At 70.4% G+C, this 19,895-nt stretch carries 15 protein-coding genes and 1 pseudogene; 8 read left to right on the forward strand and 8 right to left on the reverse strand.

The genetic code is table 11. The annotated features are described in order from the left end of the window. Positions 1–35 precede the first annotated feature (35 nt). Positions 36–860 carry an amidohydrolase family protein gene (locus tag OHA19_RS07795; protein ID WP_405749751.1) on the reverse strand — a complete coding sequence of 275 codons (825 nt, stop codon included), beginning with the start codon at positions 858–860 and terminating at the stop codon, positions 36–38. Positions 861–994: 134 nt separating this feature from the next. Between OHA19_RS07795 and OHA19_RS07800 the strand changes: the two genes are divergently transcribed. Further along, positions 995–2,917 (forward strand): hypothetical protein, encoded by a 1,923-nt coding sequence (locus tag OHA19_RS07800; protein ID WP_405749753.1) that lies wholly within the window; start codon positions 995–997, stop codon positions 2,915–2,917. Next, positions 2,914–3,870 carry an aldo/keto reductase gene (locus OHA19_RS07805; RefSeq protein ID WP_405718258.1) on the forward strand — a complete coding sequence of 319 codons (957 nt, stop codon included), beginning with the start codon at positions 2,914–2,916 and terminating at the stop codon, positions 3,868–3,870. The genes OHA19_RS07800 and OHA19_RS07805 overlap by 4 nt, the downstream gene beginning before the upstream one ends. Positions 3,871–3,994: 124 nt before the next feature. On the opposite strand, the gene hydA is transcribed toward OHA19_RS07805, so the two are convergent. Next, positions 3,995–5,386, reverse strand: coding sequence for a dihydropyrimidinase (hydA, locus tag OHA19_RS07810; protein WP_405718256.1), 1,392 nt, complete (start codon positions 5,384–5,386; stop codon positions 3,995–3,997). A gap of 557 nt (positions 5,387–5,943) precedes the next feature. Here hydA and OHA19_RS07815 point away from each other — a divergent pair. Continuing rightward, complete coding sequence (locus OHA19_RS07815; RefSeq protein ID WP_405718254.1) at positions 5,944–7,464, forward strand: alkaline phosphatase family protein; 1,521 nt, start codon at positions 5,944–5,946, stop codon at positions 7,462–7,464. Between the two features lie 27 nt (positions 7,465–7,491). Here OHA19_RS07815 and OHA19_RS07820 read toward each other — a convergent pair whose 3' ends face one another. Together OHA19_RS07820 and OHA19_RS07825 are read right to left on the reverse strand one after the other, a co-directional pair. After that, on the reverse strand, positions 7,492–8,775 hold the full coding sequence (locus tag OHA19_RS07820; protein ID WP_405718252.1) for an aspartate aminotransferase family protein: 1,284 nt from the start codon (positions 8,773–8,775) through the stop codon (positions 7,492–7,494). Beyond that, positions 8,772–9,614 (reverse strand): nitrilase-related carbon-nitrogen hydrolase, encoded by an 843-nt coding sequence (locus OHA19_RS07825; protein WP_405718250.1) that lies wholly within the window; start codon positions 9,612–9,614, stop codon positions 8,772–8,774. Before OHA19_RS07825 ends, OHA19_RS07820 begins: the two co-directional genes overlap by 4 nt. A 321-nt stretch (positions 9,615–9,935) precedes the next feature. On the opposite strand from OHA19_RS07825, the gene OHA19_RS07830 reads away from it, so the two are divergent. Both OHA19_RS07830 and OHA19_RS07835 read left to right on the forward strand, forming a co-directional pair. Further along, positions 9,936–11,204 (forward strand): aminotransferase class I/II-fold pyridoxal phosphate-dependent enzyme, encoded by a 1,269-nt coding sequence (locus tag OHA19_RS07830; protein WP_405718248.1) that lies wholly within the window; start codon positions 9,936–9,938, stop codon positions 11,202–11,204. A gap of 114 nt (positions 11,205–11,318) precedes the next feature. Beyond that, positions 11,319–12,413 carry a Rieske 2Fe-2S domain-containing protein gene (locus tag OHA19_RS07835; RefSeq protein ID WP_405718245.1) on the forward strand — a complete coding sequence of 365 codons (1,095 nt, stop codon included), beginning with the start codon at positions 11,319–11,321 and terminating at the stop codon, positions 12,411–12,413. 281 nt (positions 12,414–12,694) lie between these two features. Here the strand turns inward: OHA19_RS07835 and OHA19_RS07840 are convergent, their stop codons facing one another. Further along, complete coding sequence (locus tag OHA19_RS07840) at positions 12,695–12,964, reverse strand: helix-turn-helix domain-containing protein (RefSeq protein ID WP_405718242.1); 270 nt, start codon at positions 12,962–12,964, stop codon at positions 12,695–12,697. Between the two features lie 41 nt (positions 12,965–13,005). On the opposite strand from OHA19_RS07840, the pseudogene map reads away from it, so the two are divergent. Together map and OHA19_RS07850 are read left to right on the forward strand one after the other, a co-directional pair. Then, positions 13,006–13,766, forward strand: a pseudogene (gene map, locus OHA19_RS07845) (type I methionyl aminopeptidase). Between the two features lie 188 nt (positions 13,767–13,954). After that, positions 13,955–14,446, forward strand: coding sequence for a transposase (locus tag OHA19_RS07850; protein WP_405718239.1), 492 nt, complete (start codon positions 13,955–13,957; stop codon positions 14,444–14,446). Positions 14,447–14,479: 33 nt separating this feature from the next. Here the strand turns inward: OHA19_RS07850 and OHA19_RS07855 are convergent, their stop codons facing one another. Continuing rightward, complete coding sequence (locus tag OHA19_RS07855) at positions 14,480–15,178, reverse strand: glycoside hydrolase family 75 protein (RefSeq protein ID WP_405718237.1); 699 nt, start codon at positions 15,176–15,178, stop codon at positions 14,480–14,482. 169 nt (positions 15,179–15,347) lie between these two features. Continuing rightward, complete coding sequence (gene ggt, locus OHA19_RS07860; RefSeq protein WP_405718235.1) at positions 15,348–17,156, reverse strand: gamma-glutamyltransferase; 1,809 nt, start codon at positions 17,154–17,156, stop codon at positions 15,348–15,350. A gap of 104 nt (positions 17,157–17,260) precedes the next feature. On the opposite strand from ggt, the gene OHA19_RS07865 reads away from it, so the two are divergent. Beyond that, entirely contained in the window at positions 17,261–18,004 is a 744-nt protein-coding gene (locus tag OHA19_RS07865) for a hypothetical protein (protein ID WP_405718233.1), read from the forward strand. A 19-nt stretch (positions 18,005–18,023) separates the two neighbouring features. Here the strand turns inward: OHA19_RS07865 and murJ are convergent, their stop codons facing one another. Next, entirely contained in the window at positions 18,024–19,676 is a 1,653-nt protein-coding gene (gene murJ / locus OHA19_RS07870; protein WP_405718230.1) for a murein biosynthesis integral membrane protein MurJ, read from the reverse strand. Positions 19,677–19,895 lie beyond the last annotated feature (219 nt).

Genomic DNA, 19,895 nt, shown 5'->3' on the forward strand with positions numbered 1-19,895 from the left:
CCGACGCCGAGCGCATGCACATCGGCCACGCGGGATCAGCCACCGAGCCCGTACACGCGGACCGCGTTCGTGTGCAGTACGCGATCGAGCTGATCGGCCGCCAGATGGGACAGCCCGAGCCGGGACGTGGCGAGCGAGTCGGCCCGGGAGCCGCGGGGCAGGCAGATCGGCCAGTCGGAGCCGATGAGGCAGCGGTCGGGCCCGAGCGTGTCCACGACGTGTCGCACCATGTGCGCGATGCGCTGCGGCTCGAGCCCGTGCTGCTGGGTGAGCAGCCCGGAGATCTTCACCACCACGTTCGGGCTGGCGGCGGCGCTCTCCACTTCGCGGAACCACTCACCCGCCTGTGGTGTGCGCGGGTCCGGGGCGTTGCCCAGATGGTCGACGACGACGGTGAGCCCGGGATACCGGGCGCCGGCCTCGACGGCCGCCGTCAACGCCTTCCGGTGCAGATTGAGCTCCAGCGCGACCCCCGCTTCGGCCAGCACGGGAACGAGCGCGCGGGCCGGCTCCGGGGTCTCCCGCCACGAGGAGCCGCCGAGCCGCATCCCGTTGGGGCGGGAGTCACCCTGCTCCTGAAGCAGAGAACGCAGGGCATCGGGCCCGTCCGCGCCGTGGACGTGCAGGTTGGCCACGTATCCGGCGACCAGATCCGGGCGGCGCCTGCGCAGCTCACGCAGCGCGAGTGTCTCCCCCGCGTCGCCGCGCGACGCCTCGACCAGGATCGCTCCGGCCAGGCCGAGACCCGCACCCGAATGCGCCAAGTCTTCCTCGTCGAAGGCGCGATGGTGCTCGCCTCCCGGCCGGATCCATGGAAATCCCTCGGCCGGATCCCACAGGTGGACATGGCAGTCGATCACGGTGCGCCTCCTCCTCGGGCCTGTCGGGGCCGCTCCGAAGTATTGACACTTCGGCCCCCCTCCCATGAGTCTAACTATCGGCTATCGATGGGCGATTGTTCAATCCGTACATGACGAGGGTGCAGGTGTTCCCCATGCTCAGGCCTGAACGAACCGGCGACGCGCACAGCACGGGCGAGGCGCACGGACCCGTGCTGACCGCGACCCGGCGCGTCAGCGAGGTCCCCGAGTGGGCTTACTTGGAAAGGGAGTTGTTCGCGGTCCAGGACAAGGCATGGCGACTCTTCGCCGACCGCTACACCGAGGGCGACGGCCGCCTCGTCTTCCGTGACACGCTCGGTCAGGGCATGGACGGCCGGGACGGCGTGGACGACTTCTACGAGCCGTTCTTCAACTGGCCGACGCTCTACCTGCTCGGCGGCAGCGGGGAGCTGCTGACCGCCGCGCGGCGCCACTGGCGCGGAGTGACCGCGCAGCTCACCGAGATGGGCATGCTCGCCGACGGCCTGGAGCGCGGCTACGACTGGTTCCACCAGGGCGAGGGACTGCTCCTCTTCTACGGTCTGTGCCTGGCGGACCCGGACGACCCCGAGCTGCGCGAACTCGCCGTGCGCTTCGCCGACTTCTACCTTCCCGGCGGCCCCAACTACGACCCCGCGCACCGCCTGCTGCGCGCCCCGCACAACGGCTCGGCGGGACCGCGCTTCGGCTTCAGCGACGAGGAGGCGTACTTCCCGTGGAGCCTGGCCCTGCGGCCGTACGGTCTTCCGCTGGACGGGGTCGACGACGTCACGTCCTTCGACGACCTGGCCGCGTCGCCCGAGCGTGCCCGCGCGTACGGCCATGCGATGTGGGACCGGATGGGCCGGGGTGACACGATCGTGAACCTCGCCGCCACCGGCCTCGCCACCAACGCCTTCCTGCTCAGCGGGGAGCAGCGCTACGCGGACTGGGTGGCCGAGTACGTCGGCGTGTGGCAGGAGCGGCTCGCGGGTCGCGACGTCGTGCCCGACAACGTCGGCCTGAGCGGTGTGGTGGGCGAGTATCTGGACGGCCGCTGGTACGGGGGCCACTACGGATGGTCGTGGCCGCACGGGCTCTCCCCGGTCGGGAGCGCCACCGTCATCGGCGCCGCCAACGCGACACTCCTCACCGGGGACCGGGGCTTCCTGGACCTCGCCCGCAATCCGCTCGACGCGGTGCTGCGCCACGCCGAGCAGCGCGGCTCCGGTCAGATGGGCACCCTGGGCGAGCGCTGGGAGCCGCACCTGCGCGCGATGGAGGCCGAGCGCACCCTGATGGTGCCCCAGCGGCACAACGACTCCGGCTGGTTCGACTTCACCGTCATGCCCGGCCAGCTACCGCTCACGCTGTGGCACTTCAGCCGCGAGCAGGCCGACCGCGACCGGATCGAGCACCTGCGCGCCGGGTCCCAGTGGGACTGGACCGCCGTGCACACGCAGCGGATCAAGGACGAGGCCGGGCACGAGGAGCCCTGGTACGAGTTCCTGCACGGGCGCAACCCGCACTTCCCCGAGCGGATGCTGCGCAGCGCCCTCGCGAGCTGCGCCGAGCGGGTCGAGGCCATCGAGAACGACACCGTCGACCCGGCCGTCGGTCCCGACGCCCTGGACATCCACCACTGGCAACACCTCAACCCCGTGGTGACGGAAGCCCTGTTGCAGCTGACCACGGGCTCGCCGCAGGTCCTCTACAACGGCGGCCTCGCCCAACTGCATGTGCGCTACCACGACGCGGAGGCCCGCCGCCCCGGCCTCCCGCAGGACGTCGCCGCGCTGGTGTCCGACATCCGCCCGGACCACACGGTGGTGGAGCTGGTGAACCTCGGTGGTGCGGCGCGCTCCCTGCTGGTGCAGACGGGGTCGTTCGCCGAGCACCACGTCGCCACCGTCCGCGTGGACGACGGACCCGAGCGGCCGGTCGACGGACCGTACTGCCGCGTCGGCCTTCCCGGAAACTCACGGATCCGGCTGACCCTGACCATGACGCTGCGTGCGAACCGCGCGGCCTGTACCTCCCCGTGGGAGACGGCATGACCGACACCGCCGCGACGAGCCGGCTGCCCTTCACCCTGCCCCGCCTCGGCATCGGCACCGCTCCCCTGGGCGGGCTCTTCGAGGAGGTCACCGAGCAGGATGCCGCCGCGACCGTCCAGGCCGCGGCCGAGGCCGGGATCACGTACTTCGACACCGCGCCCCGCTACGGACACGGCCTCGCCGAACAGCGCCTGGGCCGCCTGCTGCCCCCGTCCGGGGACAACGGCCCGGTGATCTCCACCAAGACGGGCTGGCTGCTGCGCCCCCGGCCGGACGGCTCACCCGGTGAGGTGATCACCGACTGGACGGAGCGGGGCATCCGGGAGTCCCTGGAGTCGAGCCTGACCCGCCTGGGCCGCTCCAGCGTCGACATCCTGTATCTGCACGACCCGGACGACTACCCGGACGAGATACGCCGCACGGCCTATCCGGCGGTACGCAAGCTGCGCGACGAAGGGCTGATCCGGGCGATCGGATTCGGCATGAACCACAGCGGACCGCTCGCCTCGTACGTGTCGGAGTTCGAGGTCGACGTCGTGCTCATCGCGGGCCGCTTCTCGCTGCTGGACCACGAGGCGCTCACCACCCTGTTGCCGCTGTGCGCCGCGACGGGTACAGCGGTGGTCGTCGGCGGCGTCTTCAACACCGGCCTGCTGGCCGACCCGTCCCCCGGCGCCATGTTCAACTACCGGCCGGTCCCCACGGAGACACTGGAGCGGGCGCGCCGGTGCCGGGCGCTGTGCGAGGCGTACGAGGTGCCGCTGCCCGCGGCCGCGATCCAGTTCCCGCTGCTGCACCCCGCCGTCAACTCGGTGGTCCTGGGCTGCCGTTCGGCGGCCGAGGTGACGGCGAACGCGGCGGCTGCCCGCTTCCCGGTCCCGGACGAACTGTGGCAGCGGCTCGCGGAGGCCGACTTCGTGCCCGAGCGGTTGCTGGAAGGGGGCGCCGGGTAGCGCCTGCCCGGCGCGGGCCGGGCAGGCCGGGACAGCGCTGCCCGGCCCGCTCCGGGGCTGTCCGGCCTCGGGGGCCGGGGGCGGCCGACCGGGGGGTGGCGATCGGACCGTCCCGGGCGGGCGCTCAGTTCGTGTACTGGCAGATGCCTCGCGGCAGGTAGCCTCCGTGCCCGGCCTTCCCCACGTACGCACGGTTCTCGATCACCGGCACCCCGCGCGACAGCACCGTCTCGACCCGCCCCGTCACCCGCTTGCCCTCGTAGGCCGAGTAGTCGACATTCATGTGGTGCGTCTCGGCGGAGATGACCTGCTCGGCGGCCGGGTCGTAGATGACGATGTCGGCATCCGCCCCCGGAGCGATCGTGCCCTTCTTCGGATACAGACCGAACATCCGAGCAGGCGCGGCACAGGCGATCTCGATCCAGCGACGCCGGCTGATATGCCCGTCGACAACGGCCTGATGCAACAGGTCCATACGGTTCTCGACTCCCGGCATGCCGTTCGGGATCTTCGAGAAGTCTTCCCGCCCCATCTCCTTCTGCCCCTTGAAGCAGAACGGGCAATGGTCCGTGGACACCACCTGCAGATCATTCGTCCGCAAGCCGCGCCACAGTGCTTCCTGGTGCTCCTTCGGGCGCAGCGGAGTGGAGCAGACGTACTTCGCACCTTCGAAATCGGGCTCAGCAAGGTTGTCGGTCGACAGGAAGAGGTACTGCGGACACGTCTCCCCGAACACGGGAAGCCCCTCGTCCCGAGCTCTCGCCAGCTCTGCGACAGCCTCCTGAGCCGACACATGCACCACGTAGAGGGGCGAACCCGCGACCTGGCTCAGTTTGATCACCCGGTGCGTCGCCTCCGCCTCGAGGAGCGCGTTGCGGACTTCGCCGTGATAGCGCGGGTCCCTCTCGCCGCGTGCCAGCGCCTGCTCCACGAGCACGTCGATCGCGAGACCGTTCTCCGCGTGTGTCATCACCAGCCCGCCGTTCGAACCGGCGCGCTGCATGGCTCGAAGGATCTGACCGTCGTCGGAGAGGAAGACCCCCGGGTACGCGGTGAAGAGTTTGAACGAGGTGACGCCGGCCGAGACGAGGCCGTCCATCTCTCTGAGCGAGGACTCGTTCACATCGGACATGATCATGTGGAAGGCATAGTCGATCGCGCACTTTCCATCCGCCTTCTCGTGCCAGGCGTCGAGCCCTTCGCCCAGGGACCCGCCCTTGGACTGGATCGCGAAGTCGATGATGGTTGTCGTGCCACCCCACGCCGCGGCCCGGGTGCCGGTCTCGAACGTATCGGAGGCGAACGTGCCACCGAACGGCATCTCCATGTGCGTGTGGCCATCGACCCCACCCGGGATCACGTACTTCCCGGCAGCATCGATGACATGGTCGGCCGTCCACCCATGGCTGTCATGGGTGGCCATGGCCACGACGCGGCCGGCGTCGACGAGCACATCGACGTGCAATTCGTCGGAGGCCGTGATCACCAGTCCGCCGGTGATGAGAGTGCGTGCCATAGCTTCTGCTCCATTCGCGTCGGATCAACGGCGTTCGCTCCTGAGCCGTTCGCGCTCGCCCGGTGCGTGCTGATGAGGCTCTACCGGCGGGACGGACAGGCGAATCCGCCCCTCCCGCCGGCCAATGTCTCCGCATCCGGACGCGGTGACGACGAGACCACCGCGGACGACTGTGCGGCTCATGTACCCCTCCTCACGCGTGGCGGAATGGGTCTACGCACGTAGACAAGGTGCGTGATGAAGAACGTAGAAGCGGGTTACCCACTGTGGCAATACCGCTGCCGCCAACCACTGAAGACGTTTCGGTTTCACCCGCCCGGCACTCCACCGGCCCACAACGCACGCCCCACGGACATCCGTCCACGCGTCGACCGGGCGGGCGGCACCCACCGGCCCGATTGACAACAAAACGATTACGGGTCTGGTCCAAATGTTGGGTACGGTTCATGCGCCCGTCCCGTACGTGGTGTGATCCGATCACCACCGACGGCGAGCCTCGGACACATCACCGGACGCCCCCGCGGTCCGGTGTCCAACGACCGATCCCGGAGGATCTCGTGTCCCGGTCGCGCTCCGCGCGTACGGTGCTGGCCGCCGCCACCGTCGCCGCCGTCGCACTGCCGCTCGCCACGACCACCGCCAACGCCCAGGGGTCCCAGGCCCCGGCCGCCGCCCCGTACGCCGGTCTGCCGTCCGGCACCAAGCAGGCGAAGACCCTGGTCATCGGCGTCGACGGCGCCACCTTCGACGCCTTCTCGCGCGCCGACGTACCGCACATCCAGCAGCTGATGGCCAAGGGCCTGACCGCCCGGAGCAACCTGTACGCCAACCCGATGGCCCCGACCGTCTCCGGCGCCGGCTGGTCGTCCATCGCCACCGGAGTCTGGCCCGACAAGCACAACGTGAAGGACAACAACTTCACGGCCCCGAACTACGGCCAGTACCCGGACTACGCGACCCGGCTGGAGACCGCCGACCCGGCCACGTCCACCCTGGTGGTCGGCACCTGGAGCCCGATCCCCCAGATCGTCTTCGGCGCGAAGACCGATCTGCGGATCGCCGGCGGCAACGACGAGGGCACCACGGCCAAGGCCGCCGACTACCTCGCCCACGGCAACCCCGACTCCACCTTCGTCCACCTCGACGAGGTCGACGGCGCCGGCCACAGCACCGGCTCCTTGAGCGACACCTACCTCAAGGCCCTCAACACCGCCGACGCCCAGATCGGCCGGCTGCTCGACGCCGTGACGTCGCGTCCGACGTACGCGCAGGAGGACTGGCTCGTCGTCCTCACCGCCGACCACGGCCACACCCCCACCGGCGGGCACGGCGGCAACACCCCGCTGGAGCGCGGCACGTTCGTGATCGCCCAGGGCAAGGGCATCAGCCCCGGTTCGGTACGCGACGACGTCGAGATCACCGACATCGCACCCACCGTGCTGCGCCACGAGGGCGTCGCCACGGACCCCGCCTGGAACCTCGACGGCACCTCGCTCGCCGAGCTGAAGCCGGACGCCTTCGACGCGCTGCGCCCCTCGCTGCGCACTCGCGTCGACGAGAGCAAGCTCCCGGCCGACGCCAAGGGGTGGACGAACACCGCGCCCGAGGGCTGGTCGATCGACAACTCGAAGATGCCGTCCGGCGGCGTCACCGAGTGGCGCGGCTGGTCCTTCGCCACGGACGAGTTCTGGACCGACGCCGAACGCGGCCAGGGCCGCGAGACGAACGTCCGCGCCCGTGATGTGTTCGCGGTCGCCGACTCCGACGAGTGGGACGACAAGGCACACGGCGCCGGACAGTTCGACTCCACCCTGGTCAGCCCCGCGTACCGGCTCAACGGCGCGGCGAAGGCAACCGTCTCGTACGCGACGAACTACCGGGTCGACGGCCCCCAGACCGGCGACGTCTACGTCTCGTACGACGGCGGCACCCCGCAGCTCGTCAAGTCCTACCGGGCCGACAGCAACACCGTCGAGCGTCTTGAGCTGGCCGTTCCGCAGGGCGCGAGGACGGCCCGGCTGAGCCCCGCAGCCGCCCCCGAGGCCGGGGCCCATCCACCGGTCGGTCCGCCGGACTGAGCCCGGCGGACCCCCGGACCGCCGGGCTCAGTCCACCGACCGGAGAGCCTCGGCCAGGATCTCCGCCCCCTCCTCCGCCTCCGGGATGGTCAGCGAGAGCGGCGGCGCGATCCGCAGCACGCTGGTGTTGTGGCCGCCGCCCTTGCCGATGAGCAGGCCGCCCTCGCGGGCCGCTTCGAGCACGGCCGAGGCGGCCTCCGGATTCGCCTCGTCGGTGCCGGGCTTCACCAGCTCGATGCCGACCATCAGGCCCCGGCCGCGCACCTCCCGTACGCAACTCGAACCCGCGCCGATCGCCCGCAGCCGCTCGATCAGCAGACCGCCGACGCGCCGGGCGTTGCCCTGCAGGTCGTGTTCGAGGAGGTAGGAGAGGTTGGCGAGCCCGGCCGCCATGGTGACCGGAGAACCGCCGAACGTCGAAATGGAGTTGGCGTCCAGGCAGTTCATGACTTCTGCCCGGGCCACGACACCGCCGATCGACATGCCGTTGCCGATGCCCTTGGCGAAGGTGAGGATGTCCGGCGGGCCGTTGCGGCCGTGCGCCTGCCAGCCCCAGAAGTGTTCGCCGGTCCGGCCCCAGCCGGTCTGCACCTCGTCGGAGATCCACAGGACGCCGTGCCGGTCCAGGACCTGGCGGAACGCCGCGTACAGCCCGTCGGGCGGTGAGGTGAACCCTCCGACGCCCTGGATCGGCTCGGCGATCAGGGCGGCCGGTGCGCGGGTGTGCCCGAGCAGGTCCTCCAGATCGGCGACACAGGCCTTGATGAACTCCGCGTCGCCCAGGTGCTCGTACGGTCCCCGGGTACGGACGCCGCCGTGCACGTACAGCGTCTGCAACGGCGACAGGCTGGTCGGCGACCAGGCGTTGTTGCCGGTGATTCCGACGGCGGAGAACGATCTGCCGTGGTAGCTGTTGCGCATCGCGAGGACCTGGTTCGACCCGCGGTACGTGGTGGCGAGCAGCAGTGCGGTGTCGTTGGCCTCGGTGCCGGAGGTGGTGAAGAAGACCCGGGCGTCCGGGATGCCGGACAGTGTGGCGATGCGCTCGGCCAGCTCGACCATCGGCCGGTTGAGGTAGAGCGTGGACGAGTGGATGATGCGGCCGGCCTGCTCGCTGACCGCCTTGGTCACCTCGGGCAGTGCGTGGGCGGTCATGGTGGTGAGGATGCCGCCGAAGAAGTCGAGGTAGCGCCTGCCGTCGGCGTCCCAGACATGGCGGCCCTCGCCGTGGGTGATCTCCAGGGGATGCTTGTAATAGAGCGCCAGCCAGTCGGGGCTGACGGCGAGATGCCGTTGGTGCAGATTGCTCACGGCTCCACCAGTCCTTCGTACGCGTCGGGGCGGCGGTCCCGGTAGAACGCCCACTGCTGCCTGACCTCGTCGATGAGGCCGAAGTCGAGGTCGCGGACGACGAGTTCCTCCTCCTTGTCGCTGGCCACCTCACCGACGAACTGGCCGCGCGGGTCGACGAAGTAGCTGGTTCCGTAGAAGTCGTTGTCGCCGTACTCCTCCTGGCCGACGCGGTTGATCGCGGCGACGAAGTACTCGTTCGCGACGGCGGACGCGGGCTGTTCCAACTGCCAGAGATAGCCGGAGAGACCGCGCGAGGTGGCGGACGGGTTGTAGACCAACTGGGCACCGTTGAGGCCAAGTTGGCGCCATCCCTCGGGGAAGTGCCGGTCGTAGCAGATATAGACGCCCACCTTGCCGACTGCGGTGTCGAAGACCGGCCAGCCCACGTTCCCGGGCTTGAAGTAGTACTTCTCCCAGAACCCCTTGACCTGCGGGATGTGGTGCTTGCGGTACTTGCCGAGGTAGGAGCCGTCCGCATCGATCACGGCGGCGGTGTTGTAGTAGAAGCCGGACTGCTCGACCTCGAAGACCGGCACGACGATCACCATGCCGGTCTCGCGGGCGAGCTCCTGCATCCGGCGGACGGTCGGCCCGTCCGGAACGGGCTCGGCCCAGCGGTAGTGCTCGGGTTCCTGTACCTGGCAGAAGTAGGGGGCGTTGAACACCTCCTGGAAGCCGATGATCTTCGCGCCCTGCCGGGCGGCCTCGCGCGCATGCTCCTCATGCTTGGCGATCATCGATTCGGTGTCGCCGGTCCAGGTCGCCTGGACTAGTGCGGCGCGTACGACTTGGGACATGAGCTGCTCCTTCGACGCGGCGTCAGAGAGCCTCAACGCGTTTCTACGCCCGTAGACACGTGCGTGAGGAGAACGTAAGCCCCGCCACACAGCGGGGCAAGACCATCGCGGTGAACCGGCTGAGTCGATCGCGTTTCACACCCGTGCGGTCCACACGTCCGTTCGGCCGGTCAGGCGGTGGCCGAGGTGGGCCCCGCCGCTTCCCGCCCGGGGAGATCCGCCGGCGGCCACCAGGACTCCCGGCCCTTCGCTCCCCCACGCCGGTTTGTATTCTCGGCAGGCGCCCTTTTCCGAGCGGCACCTGCGAGAGGAAACACCACCATGACCACCGAGCTGAGCCCCGACGCCCTGTCCGGGCTCCTCGACCGGGCCCGTCAGGACTACCAGGACCTGGTGGGACTGGGCCTCTCGCTCGACCTCACCCGGGGCAAGCCCGCCCCCGAGCAGCTCGACCTCTCCGAGGACCTGCTGAGCCTGCCCGGCGGGCGGCACACCTCCGCCGACGGCACCGACGTACGCAACTACGGCGGGCTCCAGGGACTGCCCGAGCTCCGGGAGATCTTCGCCGAGGTGCTCCAGGTGCCGGCGGACCGGCTGATCGCGGCCGGGAACTCCAGCCTCGAGCTGATGCACGACTGCCTGGTGCACGCCCTGCTGAGCGTGGTGCCGGGCGCCGAGTCGCGCTGGGTGGACCAGGAGCGGATCGCGTTCCTGTGTCCGGTGCCCGGCTACGACCGGCACTTCGCACTCTGCGAGCGCTTCGGGATCGACATGATCCCGGTGCCGATGACCGCCGACGGCCCGGACATGGAGACCGTGGAGCGGCTCGTCGCCGAGGACCCGACGGTCAAGGGCATCTGGTGCGTGCCGAAGTACAGCAACCCGGACGGCGCCTGCTACAGCGACGCGACCGTGGCCCGGCTCGCCTCGATGAGCACGGCCGCTCCCGACTTCCGGATCTTCTGGGACAACGCCTACGCCGCCCACCACCTCACCGACGAGCCCGTCGAAACAGCCGATCTGCTCGCCGGCTGCGCCGAGGCCGGCAACCCGGACCGGGCATTCGTGTTCGGCTCCACCTCGAAGATCACCGCGGCGGGCGCGGGCGTCGCGTTCTTCGGCTCGTCGTCCGCGAACCTCCAGTGGCTGCTCGGCAACAACGCCAAGCGTTCGATCGGCCCGGACAAGATCAACCAGCTGCGGCACGTGATGTTCCTGCGCGACGCCGACGGGGTGCGGGGCCACATGGAGCGCCAGCGTGCCCTGCTCCAGCCCAAGTTCGAGGCGGTGGCCCGGATCCTGGACGCCGAGCTCGGCTCCACCGGGCTCGCGGCCTGGACCTCGCCCAAGGGCGGGTACTTCGTCACCCTGGAGGTGCCGGACGGCTGTGCCAAGGAGGTCGTACGCCGTGCCGCCGATGCGGGCATCGTGCTGACCCCGGCCGGTGCCACGCACCCGTACGGCGACGACCCGCGCGACGCGGTCATCCGGATCGCCCCCAGCTACCCCGGGCTCACGGAGCTGGAACAGGCGATCGCGGGGCTCGCCGTCTGCGTCAGGCTCGTGGGGTACGAGCAGCGGGCACACTGAGCATCCCGTCAACCTCCGCCACATTTCTTCCCGTCAGGGTGATCTGCGGTGTTCCGGGAGGATTCCGGGTCGGTCTGGGCAGGCTCCGGGCGACCCGATCCGGAAGGGGATGTGGTGGGACAGTCACGCGAGTACGGGCGCGCCATCAGCGAGGGGCCGACACCGGCCGATGCTGCGGGCGCGCCCGCCTTGCCCTATCCGAGCGGCTGGGCCGCACTGGCGTTCTCCGAGGAGCTGCGGCCGGGCACGGTGCTCACCCGTCCGCTGGCGGGTCAGGACGTGGTGCTGTACCGGCTGGGCAGCGGGGCGGTCCGCGCCGTCCGTCCGTACTGCCCGCATCTGGGCGCCCACCTCGGTCTGGCGAAGGTCGACGGGGACGATCTCGTATGTCCCTTCCACTTCTTCGCGTTCGGCCCGGACGGCACGTGTGTGCGCACGGGGTACGACACGACGCCACCGCGGTCGCCGTTGTCGCAGCTGCCGGTGCACGAGGTCAACGGTGCCGTGTTCGTCTGGCGGCACCACGACGGCCGGGCTCCGGACTGGTTCATCCCCGACTGGCACAGGATCGGTCACCGGCCCGCGCGGAGCGCGGCCTGGGAATTGGCCGGCAACGTCCAGGAAGTCATCGAGAACTCGGTGGACCTCGGGCATTTCGCCACCCTGCACGGCTGGGACAGGGCCGAGATCGGCGGGCCCGTGGTCTACGACGACGCCGCGTTCCATGTGTCCATGCGGGCCCACGAGTCGGCGCCGCTGCTGGGCAGTTTCGTCGTCGATGTGGACGTGGACGGCTACGGACTCGGCTGCCTGCACGCCGATGTGCACACGCCCCGGCTGGGACTACGGATGTGCACGATGGTGATGCCCACGGCGATCGCGCCCAACCGGATGCAGTTCCGCCAGCTCAACCGCATCTCGTTCGCCGAGCCGGCCAGGCTGCCGGCCCCGCTCGCCCGCGCGGTGAGCCGTACCGCGGCCAGGCTGCTGGACCGCGCCGTCTTCAAGTCCAGTTGTGAGTTCACGGCCGCGGACTTCCCGATCTGGAACCACAAGCAGTACCAGCAACCGCCCCGGCTCGCTCCCGGCGACGGCCCGATCGGCCCGTTCCGGCGCTGGGCCCGGCGGTTCTACCCACCGCAGCCCGGGAAGGACCGGGTGACGCGGCTCGATCACATCGTGCAGGCCGACGGGGCCGAGGTGCCCTGAGACCGGCACGGCCGGGGCTCCGGGGCTCCGGGGCTCCGGGGCTCCGGGGGAGGGAATCCGGGGCTCCGGGGGAGGGAATCCGGGGTCCAGCAGTGCCACGAGGTCCCGCAGGTATCGCGTGAATTCCCGTATTTCTCCAGCGTGTTGACGCTCTGTCAATCCTGCTCTCGCCGGCGTCGGCCGGAGCCTTCCAGCCCGCGAGCATTCGACATCAGCCGTGTTGCGCCACGGCGACGCGGGGTTTTCGAGCGCGATGCGGTCCCCATCGGGTCCGCCGGCCCCTACCCGGCCAGTGGGACCGCCTCCGGCTCCGGGGCGCAGCGGGCGAGGATCTCGTCCATCGAGAGTCCGAGCGCCCCGGCCAGCGCGGCGACCGTGAAGAAGGCGGGGGTGGGGGCGCGGCCCGTCTCGATCTTGCGCAGCGTCTCGGCGGAGATTCCGGCGCTCGCCGCGATCTCGACCATGCTGCGCCCGCCGCGCGCCTCACGCAGCAGCACGCCGAGGCGTTCGCCGCGACGGCGCTCTTCCGGGGTCAGGGGCGTTCGTACCATGCCGTCATTCTAATACCGCCGCGACCGGTATAGTAATTGGCATGGTGCAGCTCAAGGCAGACACATCCATCGAAGCGATGCGCGAGACCGGCCGGGTCGTGGCTCAGCTGCTGACCGCCGCACAGGAAGCGGCCGCGGTCGGCGTCTCCCTGCGCGAACTGGACGAGGTGGCGTGCTGCGTGACGCCGGCGCCGGATCGCCGTTCCTGAACTACCGGCCGCATTTCGCACCCACCCCCTTCCCCGCCGTGATCTGCGCGTCGGTCAACGACGCGATCGTGCACGGCATCCCGACCGACCAGCGGCTGCGCGACGGTGATCTGGTGAGCATCGACGCGGGCGCGACGCTGGGGGGCTGGGCCGGTGACTCGGCGATCAGCTTCACCGTCGGGCGGGCCCGGCCCGCCGACACCCGGCTCGTCGAGACGGCCTTCGAGGCACTGGAGGCAGGCATCGCGGCGGCGGTCGTCGGCAATCGGATCGGCGACATCGCGCATGCGATCGGCACGGTCTGCCGAGGTGCGGGATACGGCATTCCGGAGGGGTTCGGGGGCCACGGCATCGGCCGGTCGATGCACGAGGACCCGGCCGTCCCCAACGAGGGACGGCCGGGTCGCGGCATGCCGTTGCGGCACGGGATGGTGCTGGCGATCGAGCCGATGCTGATCGGCAGCGGGAACGACGCCTTCCATCCGGACCGGGACGGCTGGACGCTGCGCACGTCCGACGGCAGCCGGGCCGCGCACGCCGAGCACACGGTGGCGATCACCGACGACGGCCCGCGCATCCTGACCGCGCTGTGACCGACCCCGGGCGCCGGGCCGGGCAAAGCCGCCAACCACCCAGGGCGAACCGCTAAGGGCTGCTCCGAAGACCGATGTAGCTACCGAGGTGTCCGTTGTCGCTCCGCCCTCGTTCCGGTGAGCAAGTCCCGTCTCTGACCGCGCGAATCGCGCGGGCGAGCAACCCGGGCGGTACGACGGCGATGTGGGTGAGAGACCGGCTGGACGGGCTGTGGTGCGACGAGGACTTCGCGGGCTGGTACCCGCGTGACGGACGCCCCGGGCTCTCACCCGCCCAACTGGCCACCGTCTGTGTCCTGCAGTTCCTGCTCGGTCTGTCGGACCGGCAGGCAGCGGAAGCGGTCCGCTGCCGCATCGATTTCAAGTACGCGATGGCCATGGAACTGGATGATCCCGGCTTCCACCACAGTGTGCTGGCCGACTTCCGCGAGCGCCTGGCCCAGGACGACCGCGCCGACCGTCTTCTCGATCTGGTGCTCGCGCGTCCGAAAGAGGCCGGACTCGTGCGCGAGCGCACCACCCAGCGCACCGACTCCACTCACGTCCTGGCCGCGGTGCGCGACCTGACCCGGCCAGTAACCCAGGAAGCCCCTCCAACAAGACTGTCGACCGCCTTTCAAACCTTGCTGGACCAGCAGCGGATCCCCCGATCAAAGTCCTGGCGGACCCTCGGCACCTGACCTCGACCATCCGAGATCACCGACAGAGTCGAGTTAGTTGTTCTGTATGAACTGCTTGGCGAGGGCGTCGCCCGCGGTGACGGCGGCACTGTGGCTCTCGATCGGCGACACCTTGGAGTTCTTGAACAGGATGTAGGTGACGCCGGATTCCGCGCCGCCGGTCTCCGGGTCCGGGTCGATGCCGAGGGCCTTGGCGGTGGCGTACGACGCCTCACCGATGATCTTGTTGGGGCCGGTGTCGCCGACGACCGCGTACTCGACCTTGTTGTTGTAGATGACGGCCACGACACCGCCGCCCTTGATCCCGGCGTCGCCGTAGTTCCAGATGCTGCTGACGCTCGGGACGACGACGTACGGCAGCTTCTCGGCGTTCAGGGGCTTTCCGGCGGAGGTCTCGAACGCCGTCCCGTTCTGGAACCAGGGGTCGGTGTCCTCGTTGCAGGCGACGGTGATCTCACCGTCGCAGTCGATGTCCATGTCGGCCTTCCAGAACACGGCGCCGTTCTTGCCGCAGACCGGAATGGTCGCCGAAGTCTCCTCGTCCGCACGGTACTTGCCGTTGGAGATCTGCGAGCACGAGGTGACCTTGGCCAGCAGATCGGCCGCGCTGACGGAGCCCTCCTTGAGGTCCGTGCCTGAGGCCGGACCGGCGTGTGCGGCCGGGGTCAGGGTGATGGTCGCGAGCAGGGCTGCGCCGGAGGCGGCGGCGAGGGCGAGCGTTCGGGTACGCACAGTGGGGGTGCCCTTCCATTAGGAAACTTTCCTTACCGACGCGCACAACATGGCCCCGCACGGATGCCCCCGTCAAGACCGCGGGGCTGGCTCCTGGCGAATGCTCACCGGTAACCAGCCCCGCACAGATGGTTATTGACGCATCGTCACCGATTGCTGCCGGCGACCGTCACGGGCGTCCGCTCGGCCTCACGACCATCGCCGAGCCGCCGCCCCTGCGCACCTTCTCGGCGGCCGCCAGCCACCGTCCGTCCGGCAGTCGCTGCACACCTGTCGCCGCCCCGATCTCCGGGTTGAGCTTGAAGGCGTGCCCCAGCGACTCCAGTTCTGCCCGGACCGGGCTGTCCCACAGCCCCGGTTCGAGCTCCGTCGTCGCCGAGTTGCGCTGGCTGGCGCGCGGCGCCGCGATGGCGTCGACCAGCGGGAGACCCCGGTCGACCGTGCCGATGAGCGACTGGAGCACGGTCGTGATGATCGTGGCGCCACCGGGCGACCCCAGCGCCAGCACCGGCTCGCCGTTCTTCAGCACGATCGTCGGCGAGATGGACGAGCGCGGGCGCTTGCCCGGGCCGGGCAGATTCGGGTCGTGCACGGCGGGGTTGGCGGGCGCGAACGAGAAGTCCGTCAGCTCGTTGTTGAGCAGGAAGCCACGTCCCGGCACGGTGATCCCGCTGCCGCCGGTCTGCTCGATCGTCAGGGTGTACGCGACGACGTTGCCCCACTTGTCGGCCGCGGTCAGATGGGTGGTGTTCTCCCCCTCGTACGTCGTCGGCGCGGCCGCTGCGCCGGCCCCGCAGTCGGCCGGGTGGCTCGGATCGCCCGGCGCCAGCGGGCTGGTCAGCACCGAGTCGTCCTTGATCAGGCACTCCCGCGCATCGGCGAACCGCCGGCTGAGCAGCCCCCGCGTCGGCACGTCCTCGAACGCCGGGTCGCCCACCCATCGCCCGCGGTCCGCGAAGGCGATCCGGCTCGCCTCGATGTAGCGGTGCAGATACTGTGCCTCGCTCGCCTTCGAAAGGTCAGTGGATTCAAGGATGTTGAGCGCCTCGCCGACGCTGGTGCCGCCGGACGACGAGGGTGCCATGCCGTACACGTCGAGGCCGCGGTAGCCGCTCTTCGTCGGTGCCTGCCGCAGCGCCCGGTAGGACCGCAGGTCCTTCGCGGTGAGGTCGCCGGGCCGCACCACCCGGGTGGAGTCGGGGTCGACGGGCGGGTTGCGGACGGTCCGTACGACGTCGTCGGCCAGCTCGCCCCGGTACAGCTCGTCGATGCCCTTGCGGCCCACCTCTGCGTAGGTGCGCGCCAGGTCGGGGTTCTTGAACACGGAGCCGACCACCGGCAACCGGCCGCCGGGCAGGAAGAGCTTCCGGGTCGCCGGGAAGTCGGCGAACCTGGCCTGGTTGCCCTCGGTCTGCGAGCGGAAGGTGCTGTCTACGACGAAGCCGTCCCTGGCGAGCCGCTCGGCCGGCTTCAGCACCTGCCGCAGCGACTTGCTGCCCCAGGTGTCGAGCGCGGTGTCCCAGGTGGCCGGGGTGCCCGGAGTGCCGACGGCCAGTCCGCTGGTGACGGCCTGGTCGAAGGCGAGCGGTTTGCCGTTCTCCAGGAACAGCGAGGAGTCCGCGCTGCGCGGCGCCGTCTCCCGGCCGTCGATGGTCTCCACGGTGTGTCTCTTGGCGTCGTAGTAGACGAAGTAGCCGCCCCCGCCGAGGCCCGCCGAATAAGGCTCGGTCACACCGAGCGCCGCCGCGGTCGCCACCGCGGCGTCCACCGCGTTGCCGCCCTTGCGGAGCACCTCGATACCGGCGGCCGACGCGTCCGCGTCGACACTGGCGACCGCCCCTCCGTAGCCCACCGCGACGGGCGACTTGGGCGGTGGGGCCGACGGCGGCGCGGACGAGGACGGGGCCGCCGCCCCTACCGTGACGACAGCGGCGAGAACAGCCGACAACGACACATTCCGCGCAACGGAACGTCGCATGCGCACCTCCAGTGCTGGATCGTCCGCGCAGGGTAACGCCGCGCCGCCCGCCCCGTCAGGTCCGCCGTGAAGCCGAGGTCGAATGCCCGCTAACATGCCCGCCCATGACTGACGACGTACGCAATATCCTGCTGGGCGTGATAGCCGCCGGCATCAGCGCCTGCCTGGGCTGGATCGCCCGCACCTATCTCTGGCGCCGCAAACTCCGCCGCAAACAGGCGTTCTTCGGCCTGCCGGGCAATTCCGAGTGCCTGCTGGTCGTCAACCGCGACGCGGGCGGTGACGGCTCGGTCCACCGTCACGACGTCTTCGCCCTGCTGGAACTCTCCGCGCTGATCAAGGACTGCTCGGCACACGCGCAGATCCTGTCCCACGACGTGGCGCAGCAGGGCTTCGGCGAGCGCACCGAGTTCTGTGTCGGCGGGCCGGTCTCCAACCGGCGGATGGCCGCCCATCTGCACTCGCTGCTGCCCGGGGTGAAGGTGAACACCGACCCCGAACCCGGGCCCGACCGCAACGCCTTCCAGATCGGTTCGGAGCGCTACCGGGTCGAGAAGGGGGTCGCCGAGTACGTGGTGCTCGCGCGGCTGACGGCCGGTCAGGACGCCCGTCCGGTGTTCCTGTTCTGCGGGCAGCAGGCGATCACCAATCAGGCGGCTTCCCGCTACCTCGCCCGCAACTACGAGAAGCTGGCCCGCAAGCACGGCAACAACACCTTCTGCCTGCTGCTGAAGGTGGTCAACTCACAGGCGTACGGCCCCGATGTGGTCGAGCTCGTCGCCGATGTGACCCGTGCCGCGCAGACCCCCGTACCGCCGCCGCGCAACTCGCACCGGGCGACGGGCTGAGTGCCTGCCGCCGGCGGGTTCAGGCCCGCCGCAGCCGCCTGCGCCCCGCCGCGAGCACGGCGTCGACCTCCCGCAGCCGCAGCGGCCCCGCCAGCAGCGCCACCATGAGCAGCAGCACGAGGGTGCCCGCGCCCACCGCCGCGAAGTCCCCGGCCCCCTCGCAGGACCGGGCCGCCAGGTACCCGAGCAGACCGGCGGGCACGGCCGCCACCGCGAGCCGGAGCTGCGCCCACAGCGCGGGCGAGCGCAGCGGTGAGGACGCGCCACCGACTCTGCGGTGCAGCACGTACGCGGTGGCGGCGAAGCCGGCGAACAGCGCGACGGAGTAAGCGCCGGCCATCCCCGTGACGGCCCAGCGGACCGGCAGCAGCAGATAGGCGGCGACCGACAGCCCGGCGTTGAGCGCCGCGATCACCAGGTTGAGGAAGAACGGGGTGCGGGTGTCGCTCATCGCGTAGAACGCCCGGGAGAGCACGTACTGCCCGGAGTAGGCGATGAGTCCGGGCGCGAACGCCATCATCATGCCCGCCATCACGTCGATGTCCGCGTCGTCCGTGCGCCCGTACCCGTAGACCGCTCCCATCACCCACGGTGCCAGCGCGAACAGCAGGGCCACCGCGGGCACCACGACCGCCGCCGAGGTGCGCAGGGCGTACGAGACGTCGCGGCGCAGGCCGGGCAGGTCGCCGTCGGCCGCCGCCCGGCTCATCCGGGGCATCAGCGCGGTGACGAGCGAGACGGTCACGATGCCGTGCGGGACGACCCACAGCTGAAAGGCGTAGCTGTACGCGGTGTAGCCGGGGCCTCCCGCCAGGTCCATGTCCGCGGCGCGCCGGCCGACGGTGGTGGAGAGCCGGGTCACCACCCAGTACGCGATCTGGTTGGTCAGCACGAGCGTGACCAGCCAGCCGGCCGCTCGCAGCGGACGGGTGAGGCCGCTGCCGCGCCAGTCGAACCTGGGCCGCCAGCGGAATTTCGCGGCGCGCAGCGCGGGGACCAGGGCGAGCGTCTGGACGACGATCCCGGCCGTCGTGCCCCAGCCGAGCAGCCGGGCCTGCTCCGGGGTCAGTGTGCCGTCGGAGCCCGCCGCGATGGTCAGGTGGAGCCCGAACACGGCGATGATCACCACGTTGTTGAGGACCGGGGTCCACATCATCGCGCCGAACCGGCCCCGGGCGTTGAGCACTTGACCGAGGAGGGTGAACAGCCCGTAGAAGAGGATCTGCGGCAGGCAGTAGCGGGCCAGGGCGACGGTCAGTTCCGCCTGCGGGCCGTGGTAGCCGGGGGCGTAGACCGAGACGATCCACGGGGCGGCGAGGACCGTGAGGCCGGTCAGGGCGATCAGGCCGAGGGCGCAGACGGTGAGCAGCCGGTCGGTGTACGCGGCTCCGCCGTCGGCGTGGTTCTTCGCCGCGCGCACCAGCTCGGGGACGAAGACGGCGTTGAGCGCGCCGCCGATGAGCAGGGTGTAGAGGATGTTGGGCACGGTGTTGGCGACGTTGTACCCGTCGGCCTGGAGCCCGGTGCCGAGCGCGGCGACGACGACCGCCGAGCGTATGAAGCCGGTCGCCCGGGAGACGACGGAGCCGGCCGCCATCACGGCGCCGTTGCGCAGCACCGAACGGGGTTTGTGGTCCGCGACCTCGGTGGTGGTCGCTTCGGCGGCGGTCACCGGCGGGCCGGGTGCGCCCGGAACGCCCGGTACAACGTGCTGTTCGCGGTTCCGCCCACCGGTGTCCCCCAACTCTGCGCGGTCAAGGGTGGAGGGTACCCCGCGCCGCGCATCGCACAGGACGCCCGACGACGGTCCGCGGCGGAGCCGGGCGACGCGTCGGGCCGGACGGTGTCCGTTGTGCTGAGGTACATGTCACACAGGGCGTTTCCTCGTTTT

This window comes from Streptomyces sp. NBC_00012, from assembly GCF_045040875.1.
GTDB lineage: Bacteria > Actinomycetota > Actinomycetes > Streptomycetales > Streptomycetaceae > Streptomyces.